12 protein-coding genes are annotated in these 16292 nt (G+C 60.9%); 10 read left to right on the top strand and 2 right to left on the bottom strand.

Annotated elements, in window-relative coordinates; all coding sequences use genetic code 11:
* Positions 1-50 precede the first annotated feature (50 nt).
* Both E4P01_RS25475 and arcD (E4P01_RS25470) read right to left on the bottom strand, forming a co-directional pair.
* Positions 51-914, bottom strand: coding sequence for an AlkA N-terminal domain-containing protein (locus tag E4P01_RS25475; protein WP_078822172.1), 864 nt, complete (start codon positions 912-914; stop codon positions 51-53).
* Positions 911-2338, bottom strand: a complete 1428-nt coding sequence (arcD, locus tag E4P01_RS25470) for an arginine-ornithine antiporter (RefSeq protein WP_005790831.1) — start codon at positions 2336-2338, stop codon at positions 911-913. Before arcD (E4P01_RS25470) ends, E4P01_RS25475 begins: the two co-directional genes overlap by 4 nt.
* Before the next feature lie 404 nt (positions 2339-2742).
* On the opposite strand from arcD (E4P01_RS25470), the gene arcD (E4P01_RS25465) reads away from it, so the two are divergent.
* The 10 genes from arcD (E4P01_RS25465) to gcvT all read left to right on the top strand — a co-directional run bounded on the left by arcD (E4P01_RS25465) (position 2743) and on the right by gcvT (position 15914).
* The gene (gene arcD / locus E4P01_RS25465) at positions 2743-4170 is read left to right on the top strand and encodes an arginine-ornithine antiporter (protein ID WP_032879725.1); all 1428 of its coding nucleotides are present in this window, start codon (positions 2743-2745) and stop codon (positions 4168-4170) included.
* Positions 4171-4195: 25 nt separating this feature from the next.
* Entirely contained in the window at positions 4196-5452 is a 1257-nt protein-coding gene (gene arcA, locus E4P01_RS25460) for an arginine deiminase (protein WP_216092020.1), read from the top strand.
* A gap of 12 nt (positions 5453-5464) precedes the next feature.
* The gene (locus E4P01_RS25455) at positions 5465-6475 is read left to right on the top strand and encodes an ornithine carbamoyltransferase (protein WP_005790837.1); all 1011 of its coding nucleotides are present in this window, start codon (positions 5465-5467) and stop codon (positions 6473-6475) included.
* A gap of 151 nt (positions 6476-6626) precedes the next feature.
* Positions 6627-7556: a carbamate kinase gene (gene arcC / locus E4P01_RS25450; protein WP_005790840.1), complete on the top strand. Its 930-nt coding sequence runs from the start codon at positions 6627-6629 to the stop codon at positions 7554-7556.
* A gap of 18 nt (positions 7557-7574) precedes the next feature.
* Positions 7575-7937, top strand: coding sequence for a DUF5064 family protein (locus E4P01_RS25445; protein ID WP_194439052.1), 363 nt, complete (start codon positions 7575-7577; stop codon positions 7935-7937).
* A gap of 186 nt (positions 7938-8123) precedes the next feature.
* Positions 8124-9632, top strand: a complete 1509-nt coding sequence (locus E4P01_RS25440) for a sigma-54-dependent transcriptional regulator (protein WP_005790844.1) — start codon at positions 8124-8126, stop codon at positions 9630-9632.
* A gap of 350 nt (positions 9633-9982) precedes the next feature.
* Positions 9983-10366, top strand: a complete 384-nt coding sequence (gene gcvH, locus E4P01_RS25435) for a glycine cleavage system protein GcvH (RefSeq protein WP_032879722.1) — start codon at positions 9983-9985, stop codon at positions 10364-10366.
* Between the two features lie 10 nt (positions 10367-10376).
* Positions 10377-13214, top strand: coding sequence for an aminomethyl-transferring glycine dehydrogenase (gcvP, locus tag E4P01_RS25430; RefSeq protein ID WP_216092021.1), 2838 nt, complete (start codon positions 10377-10379; stop codon positions 13212-13214).
* Positions 13215-13373: 159 nt separating this feature from the next.
* Entirely contained in the window at positions 13374-14750 is a 1377-nt protein-coding gene (locus E4P01_RS25425; RefSeq protein WP_005790847.1) for an L-serine ammonia-lyase, read from the top strand.
* Positions 14751-14789: 39 nt separating this feature from the next.
* Complete coding sequence (gcvT, locus tag E4P01_RS25420; RefSeq protein WP_078822179.1) at positions 14790-15914, top strand: glycine cleavage system aminomethyltransferase GcvT; 1125 nt, start codon at positions 14790-14792, stop codon at positions 15912-15914.
* Positions 15915-16292: the final 378 nt, after the last annotated feature.

Raw genomic sequence — 16292 nt, 5'->3', positions numbered from 1 at the left:
ACATCAAATGTGGGAGGGGCTTGCCCCCGATGAGGCCATCACAGTCACTATCAATCCCCGCGATTCAACGACGTCCACAAATGCTGCGCTGCATACGCCCTCAACGGCCGCCACGCCTCGGCCCGCGCCAGCAACTGCCGTGCCGACACCGGCCCGCCTTCCAGCGCCGCCAGCGCATTGATCAAGCCGATGTCCCCCGATGCAAACGCATCCGCCTCGCGCAACTGGCGCATGGCGATGTACTGCGCGGTCCAATCGCCAATCCCCGGGAGTGCCACCAACCGTGCAACACCGTCCTTGAGACTGGCCTTGGGCTCGAAAATCCGAGGGTCATCCAACAACGCCTGGGCCACACCGGACAAGGTGCGACCTCGCGCCTTGGGCATGCCCAGGGCCGCCAGGTCCGCCGCCGCCAGCACCTCGGGTGCCGGGAACAGGTGAGTAATACCGGTGTGGGGGGTTTGCAACGACTGGCCATACTGCGCCACCAGCTTGCCCGCCAACCGGATCGCCGCCACCACCGTGATCTGCTGGCCCAGCACTGCGCGAATGGCCAACTCCAGGCCGTCCCATGTACCCGGCAACCGCAGCCCTGGTCGAGCCGCAACCAGTTGCGCCATCAACGGGTCCCTGGCCAATTGCAGGTTGATCACGGCGGGCACGGCATCCAGATCGAACATCCTGCGCAGGCGCCGCTCGATCTCGGGCAGCGCGGCCGGCTCGGGAAAGTCGACCGTCACTTCCAGCCAGTCCCCCGCCCCCGGCGCGACGCTGATCCAGCCATGTCGCCCGGCCACACTGATGCTGCGTCGATACACACCGGCCACCACGGTTTCCAACCCGGTGATTGCCCGCGCCGATAAGAACTCCACCATCGCCGCCCAGTCATAAGGCGGTTGATACACCAACCTCACAGCGACAATACCCCGCTATACAGCCCGTACGCAGCCAACCCGGCGCCCGCGATCACACAACCGAAAATGCCTTTTTCAAGCGAGGTAAACAACGGGCGGCCCTGCTCCCGCTTGGCCAGGGCAAACAGGATCACACCCGGTGCATACAGCAGCGCCGACAGCAGCAAATATTTCAAACCGCCCGCATACAACAGCCACACCGCGTAACCGAGGGCAATCAAGCCTACCAGCAGATCCTTCATGCGTCGGCGCTGAGCGCCTTGATAGGTTTCGCCGCGCGCGCTCAACAGCACCGCATAGGCCGCCGACCACAGGTACGGCACCAGAATCATCGACGACGCCAGGTAGATCAGGGTGGTGTAGGTACTGGCCGAAAACAGCGTGATCACCAGAAATGCCTGGATCATCACATTGGTCAGCCACAACGCGTTAACCGGCACCTGATTGGCATTTTCCTTTTTCAGGAACGCCGGCATGGTCTTGTCATGGGCAGTGGCATAGAGGATTTCCGCGCAGAGCAACGCCCACGAAAGCAATGCCCCGAGCAGCGAAACCGCCAGGCCGAGGCTGATCAATATCGCTCCCCAGGGCCCGACAATGTGTTCCAGCACGCCCGCCAGGGACGGGTTCTGCAACTGCGCCAGTTCCGGCTGGCCCATGATGCCCAACGACAGCACATTCACCAGCACCAGCAGCGCCAGCACGCCCAGGAAACCAATCACCGTCGCGCGCCCCACATCCGAGCGTTTCTCGGCCCGCGCCGAGTACACACTGGCGCCTTCGATACCGATAAACACAAACACCGTGACCAGCATCATGTGGCGCACCTGCTCGACCACGCTGCCCATCTGCGGATTGCCCAGGCCCCAGATATCACGGGTGAAGATGTCGGCCTTGAACGCCACGGCGGCGATCACGATAAACATCAGCAGCGGCACGATCTTCGCCACGGTGGTGATCTGGTTGATGAACGCCGCTTCCTTGATCCCGCGCATCACCAGAAAATGCACCGCCCACAGCAACAGCGATGCACAACCGATGGCCAGTGGTGTATTGCCCTGACCGAACGCCGGGAAAAAGTAACCCAGGGTGCTGAACAGCAACACGAAATAGCCGACGTTGCCCATCCACGCACTGATCCAGTAGCCCCAGGCCGACGAGAACCCCATGTAATCGCCGAAGCCGGCCTTGGCGTAGGCGTACACCCCGGAATCCAGTTCCGGTTTGCGGTTGGCCAGGGTCTGGAACACAAACGCCAGAGTCAACATGCCAACCGCGGTAATGGCCCAACCGATCAGCACTGCGCCCACCTCGGCGCGGGCCGCCATGTTTTGCGGGAGCGAGAAGATCCCGCCGCCGATCATCGAACCTACTACCAGGGCGATCAGGGCACTGAGCCGAAGTTTCTGGGCTGGTTGGGACATGCAGGTTCCTCGCAATAAATGTTTGAGCCGACCACCGCGCACTCAACTAATTCAATTTAATGACGCTAGCGTTTCATAACATAAGGGTATGTAAACGCAGGAAGTTTAGGCTTATTTAGAATTTAAATACGGCAATTATGAAGCGCTCGTCAGGCAACGTACAAAAACTTTGCACATTCGCAAATACGAACTAGCTTCAACACCCATGCCCCGGACCAAATGATTAACCACATTGTAGGAGACCGCTCTAGCGAGCGCCTTTGCACAAGCCGTGTCGCCCCGCAACTTCCACCCTAAGTCGTTAATTCACAATGGAATGTACCAATGAACTGATCTGAGTCAGCTGTTTTATTAGCGCACGGAATTATTCTTTGATCTCTCTTCTCCTGCATTGGAGTCACGCAATGTCTGATTCTCCCGGAAAACTTAGGCTTGGTGCGCTGGTTGCACTTGTCGTGGGCTCAATGATTGGCGGCGGGATCTTTTCACTCCCGCAAAACATGGCCGCCAGTGCCGACGTAGGCGCCGTGTTGATTGGTTGGGTGATCACCGCCATCGGCATGTTGACCCTCGCATTCGTGTTCCAGACCCTCGCCAACCGCAAGCCCGATCTCGACGGCGGGGTGTACGCCTACGCCAAGGCCGGCTTCGGCGATTACATGGGGTTCTCATCGGCCTGGGGCTACTGGATCAGTGCCTGGCTGGGCAACGTCGGGTACTTCGTACTCTTGTTCAGCACCCTGGGTTACTTCTTCCCGATCTTTGGCGAAGGCAACACGCCGGCGGCGGTGATCGGTGCCTCGGTACTGCTGTGGGCGGTGCACTTTCTGGTGCTGCGCGGCATCAAGGAAGCAGCGTTCATCAACCTGGTGACCACCGTTGCCAAGGTCGTGCCGCTGCTGCTGTTCGTGCTCATCGCCCTATTCGCGTTCAAGCTGGACATCTTCACCGCAGACATCTGGGGCGTAAAAAACCCTGACCTGGGCAGCGTGATGAACCAGGTGCGCAACATGATGCTGGTCACCGTGTGGGTGTTCATCGGCATCGAAGGCGCGAGCATCTTTTCCTCCCGTGCCGAGAAACGCAGCGACGTGGGCAAGGCCACCGTGATCGGTTTTATCACGGTGCTGCTGTTCCTGATGCTGGTGAACGTGCTGTCTTTGGGGATCATGACCCAACCGGAACTGGCCAAGTTGCAGAACCCGTCGATGGCTGCCGTGCTTGAGCATGTGGTGGGCCATTGGGGTGCGGTGCTGATCAGCGTCGGCTTGATCATCTCGCTGCTGGGCGCGTTGCTGTCGTGGGTGCTGCTGTGTGCGGAGATCATGTTTGCCGCCGCCAAGGACCACACCATGCCGGAGTTCTTGCGCAAGGAAAACGCCAACCATGTGCCGGTCAACGCCCTGTGGCTGACCAACGCGATGGTGCAGATATTTTTAGTGATCACACTGTTTTCCGCGAGCACCTACCTGTCGCTGATCTACCTCGCCACCTCGATGATCCTGGTGCCTTACCTGTGGTCGGCGGCCTACGCCCTGCTGCTGGCGGTGCGTGGCGAAACCTACGAAAACGCGCTCAAGGAGCGCAAGAAAGACCTGTTCATCGGCGCCGTCGCCCTGATCTACGCGATCTGGCTGCTCTATGCCGGCGGCACCAAGTACCTGCTGCTCTCCGCCCTGCTCTACGCCCCCGGCGCGATCCTGTTCGCCAAGGCCAAGCGTGAACTGGGCAAACCGATTTTCACCAACGTCGAGAAGCTGATTTTCGCCGCAGTGGTCATTGGCGCCCTGGTGGCGGCCTATGGGCTCTACGACGGCTTCCTGACTCTGTAATTGTATGTTCACTGGAGGATCTGTAATGACCACGGAAAAAGTTAAGTACGGCGTACATTCCGAAGCCGGCAAACTGCGCAAAGTCATGGTGTGCTCCCCAGGTTTGGCCCACCAGCGGCTGACCCCCAACAACTGCGACGAGCTGTTGTTCGATGACGTGCTGTGGGTGGCCCAGGCCAAACGCGACCACTTCGACTTCGTGACCAAGATGCGCGAGCGGGATATTGATGTGCTGGAAATGCACAACCTGCTCACCGATATCGTCGCCATCCCCGAAGCGCTGGACTGGATCCTGCAACGCAAGATCACCGCCAACACCGTGGGCCTGGGCCTGGTCGACGAAGTCGGCTCGTGGCTGCGTAGCCTGGAGCCGCGCAAGATCAGCGAGTATTTGATCGGTGGCGTATCGGCCGATGACCTGCCGAGCAGCTTTGGTGGCAAGACCATCGAGATGTTCCGCGACTTCCTCGGCCACGCCAGCTTCATCCTGCCGCCGCTGCCCAACACCCAGTTCACCCGCGACACCACCTGCTGGATCTACGGCGGTGTAACGCTCAACCCGATGTACTGGCCGGCGCGACGCCAGGAAACCCTGCTGGCCTCCGCCATCTACAAGTTCCACCCGGAATTCACCAACGCGGACTTCCAGATCTGGTACGGCGACCCCGACCAGGAGCACGGCGCTGCCACACTGGAAGGCGGCGACGTGATGCCGATTGGCAATGGCGTGGTGTTGATCGGCATGGGCGAGCGCTCGTCCCACCAAGCCATCGGCCAACTGGCGCGCAACCTGTTCAAGAACAAAGCGGTGGAGCGCGTCATCGTGGCCGGCCTGCCCAAATCCCGCGCAGCGATGCACCTGGACACCGTGTTCAGCTTCTGCGACCGCGACCTGGTCACCGTCTTCCCGGAAGTGGTCAACCAGATCGTGCCGTTCACCCTGCGCCCTGACGAAAGCAAGCCTCACGGTATCGACATTCAACGGGAGAAAACCAACTTCCTCGAAACCGTCGCCGCGGCCCTCAACCTCAAGGCGCTACGTGTCGTCGAGACCGGCGGCAACAGCTTCGCCGCCGAACGCGAGCAGTGGGATGACGGCAACAACGTAGTGGCCGTGGAACCCGGCGTGGTGATCGGTTACGACCGCAACACCTACACCAACACCCTGCTGCGCAAGGCCGGTGTGGAAGTCATCACCATCAGCGCCGGTGAGCTCGGCCGTGGCCGTGGCGGCGGCCACTGCATGACCTGCCCGATCATCCGCGACCCTATCGACTATTAAGGAGATTCCATCATGGCTTTCAATATGCGTAACCGCAGCCTGCTGTCGCTGATGCACCACACTACTCGCGAACTGAACTACCTGCTGGACCTGTCCCGCGACCTCAAACGCGCCAAATACACCGGCACCGAGCGTCCGCACCTGCAAGGCAAGAACATCGCGTTGATCTTCGAAAAAACCTCGACCCGCACCCGCTGCGCCTTCGAAGTCGCGGCCCATGACCAGGGCGCCCACGTCACCTACATCGACCCGGTGTCGTCGCAGATCGGCCACAAAGAAAGCATGAAAGACACCGCCCGCGTCCTGGGCCGGATGTTCGATGCCATTGAGTACCGTGGCTTCGAACAGGAAATCGTCGAAGAACTGGCCAAGTTCGCCGGTGTGCCGGTGTTCAACGGCCTCACCGCCGAATTCCACCCGACCCAAATGATCGCCGACACCCTGACCATGCGCGAACACAGCGACAAGCCGCTGCATGACATCAGCTACGCCTACCTGGGGGACGCCCGCTACAACATGGGCAACTCGCTGCTGATGATCGGCGCCAAGCTCGGCATGGACGTGCGCATCGGCGCGCCGAAAGCGCTGTGGCCGCACGAGGATTTCATCAAACAGTGCCAGGCCTTTGCCGAGGAAAGCGGCGCGCGCATCACCATCACCGAAGACCCGAAAGAAGCAGTGAAGGGCGTGGACTTCATCCACACCGATATCTGGGTGTCCATGGGCGAGCCGGTGGAAGCGTGGGACGAGCGTATCGAGCAACTGCTGCCGTACCAGGTCAACGCCAAGATGATGAAAGCCTCGGGCAACCCCCGGGTGAAATTCATGCACTGCTTGCCGGCGTTCCATAACAGCGAAACCAAGGTCGGCAAGGACATCGCTGCGCGCTATCCGCACTTGGCCAATGGTGTGGAAGTGACCGAGGAAGTCTTCGAGTCGCCGGCCAATATCGCGTTTGAGCAGGCGGAAAACCGCATGCATACCATCAAGGCGATCCTGGTGTCGGCGTTGGCGGATATCTAACTCTCACTGTCGGAACAGGGTTCAAAAATGTGGGAGGGGGCTTGCTCCCGATAGCGGTGGCTCAGCTATAGATAGATTGACTGTCCTGCCGCCATCGGGAGCAAGCCCCCTCCCACATTGGGCTCTGCTCACACCCTAAAAGGATTGCATTATGCGCATCGTCGTAGCCCTGGGCGGCAACGCCCTCCTGCGCCGTGGTGAACCCATGACCGCAGACAACCAACGCGCCAATATCCGCATCGCTACCGAACAGATCGCCAAGATCCACGCCGGCAACGAACTGGTGATCGCCCACGGCAATGGCCCGCAGGTCGGCCTGCTGTCGTTGCAGGCGGCGGCCTACACCAGCGTCTCACCCTACCCGCTGGACGTACTGGGCGCTGAAACCGAAGGCATGATCGGCTACATCATCGAACAGGAACTGGGCAACCTGCTGGACTTTGAAGTGCCGTTCGCCACCCTGCTCACCCAGGTGGAAGTGGACGCCAAGGACCCGGCCTTCCAGAACCCCACCAAGCCTATTGGCCCGGTGTATGCCAAAGCCGAGGCGGAACAACTCGCCGCCGAAAAAGGCTGGGCCATCGCACCCGATGGCGACAAATACCGCCGTGTGGTTGCCAGCCCGCGCCCCAAACGCATCTTTGAAATCCGCCCGATCAAATGGCTGCTGGAGAAAAAAGCCATCGTGATCTGCGCCGGCGGCGGCGGCATCCCGACGATGTATGGCGAAGACGGCAAGCTGCGCGGCATTGAAGCGGTGATCGACAAAGACCTGTGCTCCTCCTTGCTGGCCGCGCAACTGGACGCCGACCTGCTGGTAATCGCCACCGACGTCAATGCCGCTTTTATCGACTTCGGCAAGCCAACCCAGAAGGCCATCGGCCAGGCCCACCCGGACGACATGGAAAAACTCGGCTTCGCCGCGGGCTCCATGGGCCCCAAGGTACAGGCAGCCTGCGAGTTCGCCCGCCAGACTGGCAAAACCGCGGTGATCGGTTCACTCTCGGACATCGAAGCCATCGTCCAGGGCAGCGCCGGCACCCGCATCAGCACGGCCACACCTGGCATCACCTATCTGTGAAGTAGAGGAGAAACGCCTATGGCTATCTTTGAACCCGGTCACTTGCACGTCGAACGTCACGCGCTCAACAAGGACGACTACAGCTACAACCTGTGCATCGACTATGAAGTCAGCCAGGACCCCAAGGAAGGCAAAGGCATGTTATTCAAACTGCACGGTTCGGTGCAGGGCAAGGACCTCAAGGAGGAGTTCTTCCTGCCCAAGGACCAGGCATTCGACTTTGCGCGGCATGCGATGAACATCGCGCAGAAATACGGCATGCCGAAAGTCGCGGTGTTGAACGGCTCGATGCACAAGCAGTACGACTTGATGTTTGAGGACGTGCGGCATCAGTTGGATGTGAAATCAGGTGATCCAGTCAAACCCGAACACCTGGAGTAAGTTCAAAATGTGGGAGGGGGCTTGCTCCCGATAGCAGTGTGTCAGCCACAGGTTGATTGGCTGATCCACCGCAATCGGGAGCAAGCCCCCTCCCACATTTTGATCTCCATCATTTGTCAGATTTCACCTGCGCCCCGCGCCAAGGCATACTTGCCGCCTCTGCTCTCCAGAATTGCCAATCGCCCCATGCGTATCCACGTCAGCTTCATCGACCGCGTCGGCATCACCCAGGAAGTCCTGGCCTTGCTCGGTGGGCGCAATCTCAACCTGGATGCGGTGGAGATGGTGCCGCCCAACGTCTATATCGACGCACCCACCCTCAGCGCCGAGGTGCTTGAAGAACTGCGCGATGCGCTGTTCAGCGTGCACGGCGTGCAAGCGGTGAAGGTGGTCGACATCCTTCCGGGCCAACGCCGCCACCTGCAACTGGACGCCCTGCTGGCAGCCATGACCGACCCGGTGCTGGCCCTGGACAGCGCGGGCAAGATTTTGCTGGCCAACCCGGCATTGATCGCGCTGTACGGGCGCGAACCGGCCGGCGAAAGCATCGCCGAGCTGTTCAACGACCCCGCGCTGCTGGAGACCTTGCTGGAGCATGGCTTTCGCTTGCCGTTGCGCGAGATCAGCGTCAATGGCCAGACCCTGCTGCTGGACGCCACGCCGATCACCGACGCCGGAGCCCTGCTCACCCTCTACCAGCCCAACCGCATCGGCGAACAGCTATCGGCGCTGCACCACGACCATGCCGAAGGTTTTGATGCGCTGTTGGGCGAATCCCCGGCGATCCGCACCCTCAAGGCCCGGGCACAACGGGTGGCGGCGCTGGATGCACCGCTGCTGATCCAGGGCGAAACCGGCACCGGCAAGGAGCTGGTGGCCCGCGCCTGTCACGCGATCAGCACGCGCCACAGTGCACCGTTTTTGGCGTTGAACTGCGCGGCGCTGCCGGAAAACCTCGCCGAAAGCGAGTTGTTCGGTTACGCCCCTGGCGCCTTTACCGGCGCCCAGCGCGGTGGCAAGCCAGGGCTGATGGAACTGGCGAACCAGGGCACGGTGTTTCTCGATGAGATCGGCGAGATGTCACCGTACCTGCAAGCCAAGTTGCTGCGTTTTCTCAATGACGGCAGCTTTCGTCGGGTGGGCGGTGACCGTGAGGTGAAGGTCAATGTGCGCATCCTCAGCGCTACCCACCGCGATCTGGAAAAGATGGTCAGCGAAGGCACCTTTCGCGAAGACCTGTTCTACCGCCTCAACGTGCTTAACGTTGAAGTGCCGCCACTGCGCGAACGCGGCCAGGACATTCTGCTGCTGGCCCGCTATTTCATGCAGCAAGCCTGCGCGCAGATCCAGCGCCCGGTCTGCCGCCTGGCGCCCGGCACCTATCCAGCGCTGCTGGGCAACCGCTGGCCGGGCAATGTGCGCCAGCTGCAAAACGTGATCTTCCGCGCCGCCGCCATCTGCGAGGGCAGCCTGGTAGACATCGGCGACCTGGACATCGCCGGTACGTCGGTGGCGCGCCAGAGCGATGGCGAAGTCGACAGCCTGGAACAGGCGGTGGAAGACTTCGAGCGCGATCTGCTGGAAAAGCTCTACGCCAGCTACCCCTCGACGCGCCAGCTCGCCAGCCGCCTACAGACCTCACACACCGCAATTGCCCATCGCTTGCGCAAATACGGCATCCCCAACAAGCCCTGATTCAAGTTGGAATACAAACAAATGTGGGAGGGAGCAAGCTCCCTCCCACATTTGGAGAGCATTCCAAAATTTGGTCCAGGAACGACATTCAGTGTACTGAAAGCGCTACAGCGTAACGATATCGCTACAACCCTGTTTTTTACGCGCCATGCAAGGCTTTGATCCACATAGGCTTTTTTTCAAGCACTCGACTGTAGCGAAATCGCTACAGCTAAATGCACTAACGTCATAACCGATTTTATTAACCTGTTGATTTATAACGAATTAATAACCTTGGCCGCAATATTGCTAAGCAACTCCCCATTATTCCAATCCCGTCCACCAGACGATTCTGGCCCTGAGGAGTTTCCATGAGCGAGTTGCGTTTCACTGAAGATCACGAATGGCTGCGCGCCGAAGCCGATGGCAGCGTCACCGTGGGTATCACCGCTTTTGCGCAGAACGCGCTGGGTGATGTGGTTTTCGTGCAACTGCCGGAGTTGCAGGCTTACGACAAGGGCGCCGAAGCCTCCACCGTGGAATCGGTCAAAGCCGCCAGCGGCGTCTACATGCCGCTGGACGGTGAAGTGCTGGAAGTGAACGACAAACTCGATGGCAGCCCGGAACTGGTCAACGAAGACCCGATGGGCGAAGGCTGGTTCTTCCGCTTTAAACCCGCCGACGCCGAGGCAGTGGCTAAGCTGTTGGATCAGGATGCGTACGACCGTCTGATCAAAGCCAACGCTGAAGCTTGAGGAGCGCGCCATGACCGTTAATCTGACCACCGCCAACGAATTCATCGCCCGCCACATCGGCCCTCGCCAGGAAGATGAGCAGCAAATGCTCGCCAGCCTGGGCTTTGATTCCCTCGAAGCCCTCAGCGCCAGCGTGATCCCGGAAAGCATCAAGGGCACCAGCGTGCTCGGCCTGGAAGACGGCTTGAGCGAAGCCGAGGCCCTGGCCAAGATCAAGGCCATTGCCGGGCAGAACCAACTGTTCAAAACCTACATCGGCCAGGGCTACTACAACTGCCATACACCGTCGCCGATCCTGCGCAACCTGCTGGAAAACCCGGCCTGGTACACCGCCTACACCCCGTACCAGCCAGAGATTTCCCAAGGCCGCCTGGAAGCGCTGCTGAACTTCCAGACCCTGATCAGTGACCTTACCGGCCTGCCGATCGCCAACGCCTCCCTGCTCGACGAAGCCACCGCCGCCGCCGAAGCCATGACCTTCTGCAAGCGCCTGAGCAAGAACAAAGGCAGCAACGCGTTCTTCGCTTCGGTGCACAGCCACCCGCAAACCCTCGACGTACTGCGCACCCGTGCCGAGCCACTGGGCATCGACGTGGTGGTGGGCGATGAGCGCGAACTGACCGACGTCAGCCCGTTCTTCGGCGCCCTGCTGCAATACCCGGCCAGCAACGGCGATGTATTCGACTACCGCGAACTGACCGAGCGCTTCCACGCCGCCAACGCACTGGTAGCCGTGGCCGCCGACCTGCTGGCCCTGACCCTGCTGACCCCGCCGGGTGAATTCGGCGCCGACGTCGCCATTGGCAGCGCACAACGCTTCGGCGTGCCGCTGGGCTTCGGTGGTCCGCACGCGGCGTACTTTTCCACCAAGGATGCATTCAAGCGCGATATGCCAGGCCGTCTGGTCGGCGTGTCGGTAGACCGCTTCGGCAAGCCGGCCCTGCGCTTGGCCATGCAGACCCGCGAGCAACATATCCGTCGCGAGAAAGCCACCAGCAATATCTGCACCGCCCAAGTGCTGCTGGCCAATATCGCCAGCATGTACGCCGTGTACCACGGCCCCAAGGGCCTGACCCAGATCGCCCAGCGCATTCACCAACTGACCGCGATCCTGGCCAAGGGCTTGACGGCCCTGGGCTTGAAAGTCGAGCAGCAACACTTCTTCGACACCCTGACAATCAACACCGGCACCCACACCGCCGCCCTGCATGACAAGGCCCGCGCCCAGCGCATCAACCTGCGCGTCGTGGACGCCGAGCGTGTTGGCCTGTCGGTCGACGAAACCACTACCCAGGCTGATATCCAGGCCTTGTGGGCCATTTTCGCCGACGGCAAAACCCTGCCGGCCTTTGCTGCAACCGACAGCACCCTGCCTGCCGCCCTGCTGCGCCAGTCGCCGATCCTCAGCCACCCGGTGTTCAACCGTTATCACTCGGAAACCGAGCTGATGCGCTACCTGCGCAAGCTGGCCGACAAGGACCTGGCACTGGACCGCACCATGATCCCGCTGGGCTCGTGCACCATGAAGCTCAACGCCGCCAGCGAAATGATCCCGGTGACCTGGGCCGAGTTCGGTGCCCTGCACCCTTTCGCCCCCGCCGCGCAAAGCGCCGGCTACCTGCAACTGACCACCGAACTGGAAGCCATGCTCTGCGCGGCCACCGGCTACGACGCGATCTCCTTGCAGCCCAACGCCGGCTCCCAGGGTGAATACGCAGGCCTTCTGGCCATCCGCGCCTATCACCAGAGCCGCGGCGAAGAACGTCGCGACATCTGCCTGATCCCGTCGTCGGCCCACGGCACCAACCCCGCCACCGCCAACATGGCCGGTATGCGCGTAGTGGTGACCGCGTGCGATGCGCGCGGCAACGTGGACATCGAAGACCTGCGCGCCAAGGCAATCGAGCACCGCGAGCACCTCGCCGCGCTGATGATCACCTACCCGTCCACTCACGGTGTGTTCGAGGAAGGCATCCGCGAAATCTGCGGGATCATCCACGACAACGGCGGCCAGGTGTACATCGACGGCGCCAACATGAACGCGATGGTCGGCCTCTGCGCACCGGGCAAGTTCGGCGGCGACGTGTCCCACCTGAACCTGCACAAGACCTTCTGCATCCCCCATGGCGGTGGCGGCCCGGGTGTTGGCCCGATTGGCGTCAAGTCGCACCTCACGCCGTTCCTGCCCGGCCACGCGGCCATGGAACGCAAGGAAGGCGCGGTATGCGCCGCACCGTTCGGCAGCGCGAGCATTTTGCCGATCACCTGGATGTACATCAGCATGATGGGCGGCGCCGGCCTCAAGCGCGCGTCGCAGTTGGCGATCCTGAATGCCAACTACATTTCCCGTCGCCTCGAAGAGCATTACCCCGTGCTCTATACCGGGAGCAACGGCCTGGTGGCCCACGAATGCATCCTCGACCTGCGCCCGTTGAAAGACAGCAGCGGCATCAGTGTGGACGACGTGGCCAAGCGCCTGATCGATTTTGGTTTCCATGCGCCGACCATGTCGTTCCCGGTGGCCGGCACCTTGATGATCGAGCCGACCGAAAGTGAATCCAAGGAAGAACTGGACCGCTTCTGCGACGCCATGATCGCCATCCGCGAAGAGATCCGTGCAGTGGAAAACGGCACGTTGGACAAGGACGATAACCCGCTGAAAAACGCACCACACACCGCAGCTGAATTGGTGAGTGAGTGGACGCATCCATACACCCGCGAACAAGCGGTGTACCCGGTGCCGTCATTGATCGAAGGCAAATACTGGCCACCGGTTGGCCGGGTCGACAACGTGTTTGGCGATCGCAACCTGGTGTGTGCGTGCCCGTCGATCGAGAGCTATGCATAACTGAAGAGGTACTCAGTCTAAATGTGGGAGGGGGCTTGCTCCCGATAGCGGAGGGTCAGTTATTAGATCTGGTGACTGACGCACCGCCATCGGGAGCAAGCCCCCTCCCACACTTGACCGAGTACGGCCTCAAGAATAATAAGAAACCGGAGAACAACCATGTCCCTTAGCGTGTTCGACCTGTTCAAGATTGGCATCGGCCCCTCCAGCTCCCACACCGTCGGCCCGATGCGTGCGGCGGCTCGATTCGTCGAGGGCCTCAAGCGTGACAACCTGCTGAGCGCCACCACCGGCATCAAAGTGGAACTCTATGGCTCGCTCGGCGCCACCGGCAAAGGCCACGGCAGCGACAAGGCCGTACTGCTGGGCCTGGAAGGCGAACACCCGGACACCGTCAATACCGAAACCGTAGCTGCCCGCCTGGCGCAGATGCGCAGTGACGGGCGCCTCAACCTGCTCGGTGAACACAGCATTGCGTTCAACGAGAAAGAACACCTGGCGATGATTCGCAAACCCCTCGCCTATCATCCCAACGGCATGATCTTCCGCGCCTTTGACGCCGCCGGTATCCAGATTCGCAGCCGCGAGTACTACTCGGTCGGTGGTGGGTTTGTGGTGGATGAAGACGCTGCCGGCGCCGACCGGATCGTCGAAGACGCCACGCCCTTGACCTTCCCGTTCAAGCACGCCAAGGACCTGCTCGGCCATTGCACCACCTATGGCCTGTCCATCAGCCAGGTGATGCTGACCAATGAGAGCGCATGGCGCCCTGAAGCGGAAACCCGCAGCGGCCTGTTGAAAATCTGGCAGGTCATGCAGGACTGCGTCGACGCCGGCTGTCGCAACGAAGGCATCTTGCCCGGAGGCTTGAAGGTCAAGCGCCGGGCGGCGGCGCTGCACAGGCAGTTGTGCAAGAACCCCGAGTCCGCCCTGCGCGACCCGCTGTCGGTGTTGGACTGGGTCAACCTCTACGCCCTGGCGGTCAACGAAGAAAACGCCAATGGCGGGCGCGTGGTCACCGCGCCCACCAACGGTGCAGCGGGGATCGTGCCGGCGGTGCTGCATTACTACATGCGCTTTATCCCGGGCGCTAACGAAGACGGCGTGGTGCGCTTCCTGCTCACCGCCGCCGCCATCGGCATCCTGTACAAGGAAAACGCCTCGATCTCGGGCGCCGAAGTCGGCTGCCAGGGTGAAGTGGGCGTGGCCTGTTCCATGGCCGCGGGCGCCCTGTGCGAAGTGCTGGGCGGCAGCGTGTCCCAAGTGGAAAACGCCGCCGAGATCGGCATGGAACACAACCTCGGCCTGACCTGCGACCCGATTGGCGGGCTGGTGCAGGTGCCGTGCATCGAGCGCAATGCCATGGGCTCGGTGAAGGCGATCAATGCGGTGCGCATGGCCCTGCGGGGCGACGGCCAGCACTTTGTGTCCCTCGACAAGGTCATCCGCACCATGCGCCAGACCGGCGCCGATATGAAAAGCAAATACAAGGAAACCGCCCGTGGCGGTTTGGCGGTCAACATTATCGAGTGCTGACGCCCACAAGCGCGTCGGCACGTTTTTCAGGAGCTGAATATGTCCACCGAAACCCTGTTGAAAACCCCTCTGCACGCCCTGCACCTCGAACTGGGCGCACGCATGGTGCCCTTCGCCGGCTACGACATGCCGGTGCAGTACCCGCTGGGTGTTATGAAAGAACACCAGCACACCCGTGATCAGGCCGGGTTGTTCGACGTGTCGCACATGGGCCAGATCCGCCTGACCGGTGCCAATGCCGCCAAGGCCCTGGAAACCCTGGTGCCGGTCGACATCATCGACCTGCCGGTGGGCATGCAGCGCTACGCCATGTTCACCAACGAGCAAGGCGGCATCCTCGACGACTTGATGGTGGCCAACCTGGGCAACGACGAACTGTTCCTGGTGGTCAATGCCGCCTGCAAGGACCAGGACCTGGCACACCTGCGTCAACATATCGGCGACCAATGCACCATCGAACCGCTGTTCGAAGAACGCGCCCTGCTGGCCCTGCAAGGCCCGGCTGCGGTGAAGGTGCTGGCGCGGTTGGCACCTGAAGTCACCCGGATGACCTTTATGCAATTCGCCACCATGCGTTTGCTGGGCGTGGACTGCTATGTCAGCCGCTCCGGCTATACCGGTGAAGACGGCTTCGAAATCTCCGTGCCGGCTGAAAATGCCGAAAGCCTCGCACGCAGCCTGCTGGCCGAAGCCGAAGTACAGGCTATCGGCCTGGGCGCCCGCGATTCGCTGCGCCTGGAAGCCGGCCTGTGCCTGTACGGCCACGACATGAACACCGACACCACCCCGATCGAAGCCAGCCTGTTGTGGGCGATCTCCAAGGCCCGGCGTGCGGATGGCCCGCGTGCCGGCGCTTTCCCCGGCGCCGACCGGATCTTCACTCAGCAACAAGCTGGCGTCAGCCGCAAGCGCGTGGGCTTGCTGCCTCAGGAGCGCACCCCGGTGCGTGAAGGTGCAGAGATTGTCGACGAACACGGCACCGTGATCGGCACCGTGTGCAGCGGCGGTTTTGGCCCGAGCCTGGGGGGCCCGCTGGCCATGGGTTACCTGGACACGGCCTTCACTGCGCTGGATACCGAAGTGTCTGCGTTGGTGCGTGGGAAAAAGGTGCCACTACGTGTAAGTAAAATGCCATTTGTGCCGCAACGTTACTATCGCGGCTGACGGATTGTTTCCATAAGTAACGCGGTTGCGTGAACGTGCACTAAACTGTAACGCAACCGCCATAAAACAGTGCATTTTCGATAGTCATTTTTAAAGGAATAGCCCTATAACAAGTGAACTACTCTATCGAATAAGTCAGCTGCTCAGCATTCAACAAAGTGTCATGCACCCCAGTAAAACCGGGGCCTTGCGCGGGGCTTGTTTTTTTCATATTAGTTGGCGTAGAGTTTGCTCACTGTGTTTGCATGGGTCGCTTGGAACCTGGACCTGGGCAGTAGCTGAAGTAGTTGCTACAACCCGTTCGACGTCTCTTAACTTTCCTGCAACCCAGCCCAGTACTCTTTCGTGTGAAAGGGGCTGTCATTAATTTTTAGCGTC

It is taken from the genome of Pseudomonas sp. NCIMB 10586 (assembly GCF_023127895.1).
In the GTDB taxonomy this organism is placed as follows: domain Bacteria; phylum Pseudomonadota; class Gammaproteobacteria; order Pseudomonadales; family Pseudomonadaceae; genus Aquipseudomonas; species Aquipseudomonas synxantha_A.
The sequence above is the reverse complement of the archived record's forward strand: the minus strand, read 5'-3'. Positions and strand labels throughout refer to the sequence as shown.

What these genes read in the sequence shown, in the direction of transcription:
- arcD (WP_005790831.1), bottom strand. Translation starts at nt 2,338, where the DNA reads ATGTCCCAACCAGCCCAGAAACTTCGGCTCAGTGCCCTGATCGCCCTG.
- arcD (WP_032879725.1), top strand. Translation starts at nt 2,743, where the DNA reads ATGTCTGATTCTCCCGGAAAACTTAGGCTTGGTGCGCTGGTTGCACTT.
- arcA (WP_216092020.1), top strand. Translation starts at nt 4,196, where the DNA reads ATGACCACGGAAAAAGTTAAGTACGGCGTACATTCCGAAGCCGGCAAA.
- E4P01_RS25455 (WP_005790837.1), top strand. Translation starts at nt 5,465, where the DNA reads ATGGCTTTCAATATGCGTAACCGCAGCCTGCTGTCGCTGATGCACCAC.
- arcC (WP_005790840.1), top strand. Translation starts at nt 6,627, where the DNA reads ATGCGCATCGTCGTAGCCCTGGGCGGCAACGCCCTCCTGCGCCGTGGT.
- E4P01_RS25445 (WP_194439052.1), top strand. Translation starts at nt 7,575, where the DNA reads ATGGCTATCTTTGAACCCGGTCACTTGCACGTCGAACGTCACGCGCTC.
- E4P01_RS25440 (WP_005790844.1), top strand. Translation starts at nt 8,124, where the DNA reads ATGCGTATCCACGTCAGCTTCATCGACCGCGTCGGCATCACCCAGGAA.
- gcvH (WP_032879722.1), top strand. Translation starts at nt 9,983, where the DNA reads ATGAGCGAGTTGCGTTTCACTGAAGATCACGAATGGCTGCGCGCCGAA.
- gcvP (WP_216092021.1), top strand. Translation starts at nt 10,377, where the DNA reads ATGACCGTTAATCTGACCACCGCCAACGAATTCATCGCCCGCCACATC.
- E4P01_RS25425 (WP_005790847.1), top strand. Translation starts at nt 13,374, where the DNA reads ATGTCCCTTAGCGTGTTCGACCTGTTCAAGATTGGCATCGGCCCCTCC.
- gcvT (WP_078822179.1), top strand. Translation starts at nt 14,790, where the DNA reads ATGTCCACCGAAACCCTGTTGAAAACCCCTCTGCACGCCCTGCACCTC.